General features: G+C 40.4%; 6 protein-coding genes. All 6 read left to right on the top strand.

Translation table 11 applies throughout. From position 1 onward, the window contains the following. Positions 1–279 precede the first annotated feature (279 nt). Entirely contained in the window at positions 280–492 is a 213-nt protein-coding gene (locus OQ5_RS0104165; RefSeq protein WP_016776290.1) for a hypothetical protein, read from the top strand. Next, a complete protein-coding gene (locus OQ5_RS0104160; protein WP_016776289.1) occupies positions 479–826 on the top strand; it encodes a type II toxin-antitoxin system PemK/MazF family toxin in 348 nt (115 codons plus the stop codon). Before OQ5_RS0104165 ends, OQ5_RS0104160 begins: the two co-directional genes overlap by 14 nt. A 230-nt stretch (positions 827–1,056) precedes the next feature. Then, positions 1,057–1,776 (top strand): 4-hydroxy-tetrahydrodipicolinate reductase, encoded by a 720-nt coding sequence (dapB, locus tag OQ5_RS0104155; RefSeq protein WP_016776288.1) that lies wholly within the window; start codon positions 1,057–1,059, stop codon positions 1,774–1,776. Between the two features lie 27 nt (positions 1,777–1,803). Continuing rightward, the gene (locus OQ5_RS0104150) at positions 1,804–3,237 is read left to right on the top strand and encodes a S26 family signal peptidase (RefSeq protein ID WP_016776287.1); all 1,434 of its coding nucleotides are present in this window, start codon (positions 1,804–1,806) and stop codon (positions 3,235–3,237) included. After that, positions 3,237–4,418, top strand: coding sequence for a signal peptidase I (gene lepB / locus OQ5_RS0104145; protein WP_016776286.1), 1,182 nt, complete (start codon positions 3,237–3,239; stop codon positions 4,416–4,418). Before OQ5_RS0104150 ends, lepB begins: the two co-directional genes overlap by 1 nt. 102 nt (positions 4,419–4,520) lie before the next feature. Beyond that, a partial coding sequence (locus OQ5_RS0104140; RefSeq protein ID WP_016776285.1) for a lipopolysaccharide assembly protein LapA domain-containing protein occupies positions 4,521–4,740 on the top strand: 220 nt, incomplete at its 3' end.

Genomic DNA, 4,740 nt, shown 5'->3' with positions numbered 1-4,740 from the left:
AAATTACCATTGTTTGAATTGGCTACGAAGATATTAGGGCTAACGCCCCTTTCTTTAAAAAGGAAAATCGGAGCGTTACAGAAAAACATTGGGTAAAACAATAAATGAGTGTGGTATAAAAAGCATATTTTTGTCAAAATAAAGGCGTTTTAAATATTTGTATCGAAGTTAACCCATTGTTAATGAGGACGTAATAATTTAAAACAACACAGAGTTTGGCAATAAAAATGGATTTTAGACCGGGTTCATTTTATAACTTACAAAACAAACACACTTGATATGAGAACTAATGAAATTATAAAGGAAATTCAAAAACTGCCCATTTCAAAAAGAATTTATGTAGTTGAAAAAACTATACATTCTATTCGCAGTCAAGAGGATAAAAATGCAATGGAAAAGGCAGCCGAATTTTTATTCTCGGATTATAAAAACGATACTGACCTGATTGCTTTTACCAAACTTGATTTTGAGGATTTCTATGAAACAAAATGAGATATGGTTAATAAACCTTGATCCGACAATTGGAGCGGAGATAAAAAAGACGAGACCAGCAATTATTGTAAACGATGAATCACTGGGGAAATTGCCCTTAAAGATTATCGTACCGATTACCGATTGGAAAGACAAATACGAGATAGCTCCGTGGATGATAAAAATTGAGCCAAACAGTAAAAACGGAATAACCAAAATTTCCCCGGTTGATTGCTTTCAGATACGTTCAGTATCACAGGATAGATTTGTAAAACGAATAGGAGAGTTATCTGATTCGATAATGGACGAAATCCGAATAGGATTATCAAAAGTATTGTCGATTGATACAAAATAAACTACACCCACATAACACAGTGCAAATTTCCCGGCGGGATAGTGATAGCATTTGGCGTCCCGTCTGCCCCTCGTTTTCGCAAGAACGGTCTCTTCTTACTTTCACTTTTTAACAGGCTGGTGCCTTTCAGGGCTTCGGAAAATCAACAATTAAAACCAATGTATTTTGTTATCTTTGCATTTCCCGGAATTAAACATCTGACATTTCAGAAACCATAAAAACCTTACAATATGAAAATAGCATTGATTGGATACGGGAAAATGGGAAAAGAGATTGAGAAAATAGCACAATCAAGAGGACACGAAATCGTGGCCCGAATCGACCCTATTGCAACCGGCGAAAGTTTTGAAGACGGCGGTTTTGAGACAGCCGACGTGGCCATCGAATTCACCACTCCCAAAGTGGCTTTTTCCAACTACCGGAAGTGCTTTGAATACAACAAACCGGTGGTTTCGGGAACTACCGGATGGCTCGATAAATTACCCGAAATAAAAAAGGCTTGTAGTGAGGAGGGACAAACGTTTTTCTATGCTTCCAATTTCAGCGTAGGGGTTAATATTCTTTTTGAGCTGAACCGTTATCTCTCAAAGATAATGAACGATCGTGATGAATACGATGTAGAAATGACTGAGGTACATCATACACAAAAGCTGGATGCACCCAGTGGAACAGCCATTTCGCTTGCCGAAGATATAATTGAAAATATTGATCGTAAAAAACAATGGAAGCTCGATAAGGCCGAAAAGGATAGTGATCTGGTAATTAAAGCTGTCCGCGAAGGCGAAGTTCCGGGAATACATACCGTCAGGTATGAATCGGATGTGGACGAAATCACCATTCATCACAGTGCTAAATCGCGGAAGGGATTTGCTCTTGGCGCGGTTCTTGCAGCCGAATTTGCTGCTAAAAACAAAGGTTTTCTCGGCATGAAGGACATGTTGAAGTTTTAACTGAATATTGCAAAAAATTTTAACTGAATGATTAAACTGAATGATGTATCAAAAGCAAGCTGGATAAAGTTCAGCATTGCTGCCCTGGTATTTGTATTATGGGTTGTATGGATCGGAAATTTCTGGATTCTTCTGGGGCTTCCCGTCATTTTTGATGTTTACATCACGAAAATAATCCCCTGGGGTGCGTGGAAAAAGACAAAAGACGGCAGTAAGCCGCCGGCATGGAAAGAGTGGCTGGATGCCCTTGTCTTTGCACTTGTGGCTGTTTACCTTATCAATATTTTCTTTTTCCAAAACTACAAGATACCTACCTCTTCGCTCGAAAAATCGCTCCTGGTAGGCGATCACCTTTTTGTAAGCAAGATGAGCTACGGGCCACGAATGCCCATCACGCCGCTTTCATTTCCATTGGTGCAGAATACTTTTCCCGTCATCAATACTAAATCATATTCTGAGAAGCCGCAATGGGACTATAAAAGAATTGCAGGTTTTGGAGAAGTAGAACGTGGTGATATCGTTGTTTTCAACTTTCCCGCAGGCGATACAGTCGCTTTTCTGAGGCCGAACCCGGCATATTTCAACATCGTTCGGGAAATTGGCCAGGGACTGATGAAACGGAATAAAAACTTATCTGCCGGCAGCATAAGTGAATACGAGTTGAGGCAGAAAGAACGCAGCCTTGGAGCCAAATATGTGAAACAAAACCCTGATGAATTCGGAGAAGTACTGTACCGGCCGGTAGACCGTCGCGACAACTACGTGAAAAGATGCGTGGCACTTCCGGGCGATACCTTCGAAATCCGTCACAACAGGTTATACATTAACGGTGAGTTGTTTGAGGAGCCCGAAGGCGTACAGCACAATTACAACATCCTTACCGATGGCACTACACTGAACCACAATTTTTATGAAAGGCTCGATATCAGTGATCCCGAACGATACCTTGGGCGAAGCGGACCATATTATTCTCTGCCACTTACCCACTCCATGTTAGAAAAGGTAAAACAAATGCCCTTTATCGAAGATGTCGAAATTGATGAAGAAAAACCAGACAGTTCTGTCCTTCAGGTATTTCCTTACAGCCGTCATTTTAATTGGAGCCGCGATAATTACGGACCGCTGGTTATCCCTAAAAAAGATGCGACCGTGCAAGTATCACCCGAAAATATTCTCCTTTACGAACGAATCATACGAAATTATGAGGGGAACACACTGGAAGTTCGTGACGGAAGGATTATTATAAACGGCAAACCTGCCAACACCTATACCTTTAAGATGGATTATTATTTTATGATGGGTGACAACCGTCACAACTCGGCAGATTCGCGCTATTGGGGGTTTGTACCCGAGGATCATATTGTCGGAAAGCCCATTCTGGTTTGGCTTTCACTTGATCAAAACAAATCATTCCCGATGAATATCAGGTGGAACAGGTTCTTTAAATACGCCGGAAAATAATGTTTCGAATAACCTTAACAATTGTTGTTTCCTTACTGATCATCATTGTTGGCTGGTGGTTTCGGATAATACTGATACCTTTTATTCTGCTGGCTACTATCTGGCTATACTGGTATTATCATGAACCGGTTGATCTATTCCGGAAAAATTTCAAACAGAAACACCCGAATATCTACCAGGCATTTCTGGGATCCGTTATTCTTGCCACAGGACTATTGGCAGGAACATTAATATACCGATTTGGTTTCGAATTGATTACGGTACCATCGCCTTCAATGGAGAAAGCCATTCAGTCGGGAGATTATATCCTTGTCAACAAGTTAATTCCCGGGCCGCGAAGATTTCCTGAAAAACCGGATAAGTACTTCAGAATGGCCGGGATTGGTGAATTGAAAAGAGGAGATATCATTTTGTTTAATTTCCCCGAAGGAGACACCATCCTTGAGAACCGACCCGATGAAAGCTATTATTACCTGAAAAGGCATTACAATAATTTCGACAGGCTGAGAAAAATCAGAAACTGGGGAAACCTGGTTCCTCTGAGTGTCAGGGAGAGGCCACGTTTTGTTAAACGGCTCGTTGCTCTCCCCGGCGATACAGTTGAAATTAACACCGGCATTTTACTCATCAACAACAAAACAATAGACATAGCTCCGACCATCATCAAAAAGTTCAGATGGACAGGAGAAAAGGCAACATTTCAAACAGAAGTCGACCAGAAATATATCATTAACCATTATCAGTATCGTGGTCATATCGTAGCAGAAATGACAACAGGCACCTTCAATAATCTTCCGCCCGAAATAAAATCGCATTTTAACCCGGCCCTTCTCGAAAAAAATGTACCCGATCCCCATACCTTTCCATTTCATACCTCAATGGGATGGAATACCGATTTTATGGGCCCCGTTAAAATCCCCGCCAAAGGTGACACCATCCGGATAAACGAGGACAATTACCATATCTACAAACGTGCCATACGGGTGTATGAAAAAAACGACCTTAAAAAGAAAGACAGGGATATTTATATTAACGGAAAACGACAGGATAGCTACTGTTTCAAATTTAATTACTACTGGGTAATGGGTGACAACCGACCACACTCATTCGACAGCCGTTTCTGGGGATTGTTGCCTGAAAATCACATTATTGGTAAAATTCCCGAAATGTTTGTAAATTGATTAACTAAAAACTACTGACTAAAAACTACTGACTAAAAACTACTGACTAAAAACTACTGACTAAAAACTACTGACTAAAAACTACTGACTAAATATATACTAATGAAACGTAAAACTACCTTCTCATTCTGGGGGTTTATCATTGTTGCCCTTCTGTTGGTATTATTTTCCGTGCAAAACGCACAGGAAGTAGGTTTTAAATTTATTATCTGGAAAACACATTTATCACTTTCTGTTCTGCTGATCGTCGCATTTTTGCTTGGATTGATTGCCGGAGCCATCTTCTCGTTCAGAAGAAACCGCTCGATGGAAAAAGCTGAAA

Origin of the sequence: Anaerophaga thermohalophila str. Valhall (assembly GCF_000250735.1) — a bacterium.
GTDB classification, from domain to species: domain Bacteria; phylum Bacteroidota; class Bacteroidia; order Bacteroidales; family Marinilabiliaceae; genus Anaerophaga; species Anaerophaga thermohalophila_A.
This window is presented reverse-complemented; position numbering and strand designations above follow the sequence as displayed.

Bases quoted from the DNA above. Each gene is read 5' to 3' on its own strand.
- OQ5_RS0104165 (WP_016776290.1), top strand. From the start codon at position 280: ATGAGAACTAATGAAATTATAAAGGAAATTCAAAAACTGCCCATTTCA.
- OQ5_RS0104160 (WP_016776289.1), top strand. From the start codon at position 479: ATGAAACAAAATGAGATATGGTTAATAAACCTTGATCCGACAATTGGA.
- dapB (WP_016776288.1), top strand. From the start codon at position 1,057: ATGAAAATAGCATTGATTGGATACGGGAAAATGGGAAAAGAGATTGAG.
- OQ5_RS0104150 (WP_016776287.1), top strand. From the start codon at position 1,804: ATGATTAAACTGAATGATGTATCAAAAGCAAGCTGGATAAAGTTCAGC.
- lepB (WP_016776286.1), top strand. From the start codon at position 3,237: ATGTTTCGAATAACCTTAACAATTGTTGTTTCCTTACTGATCATCATT.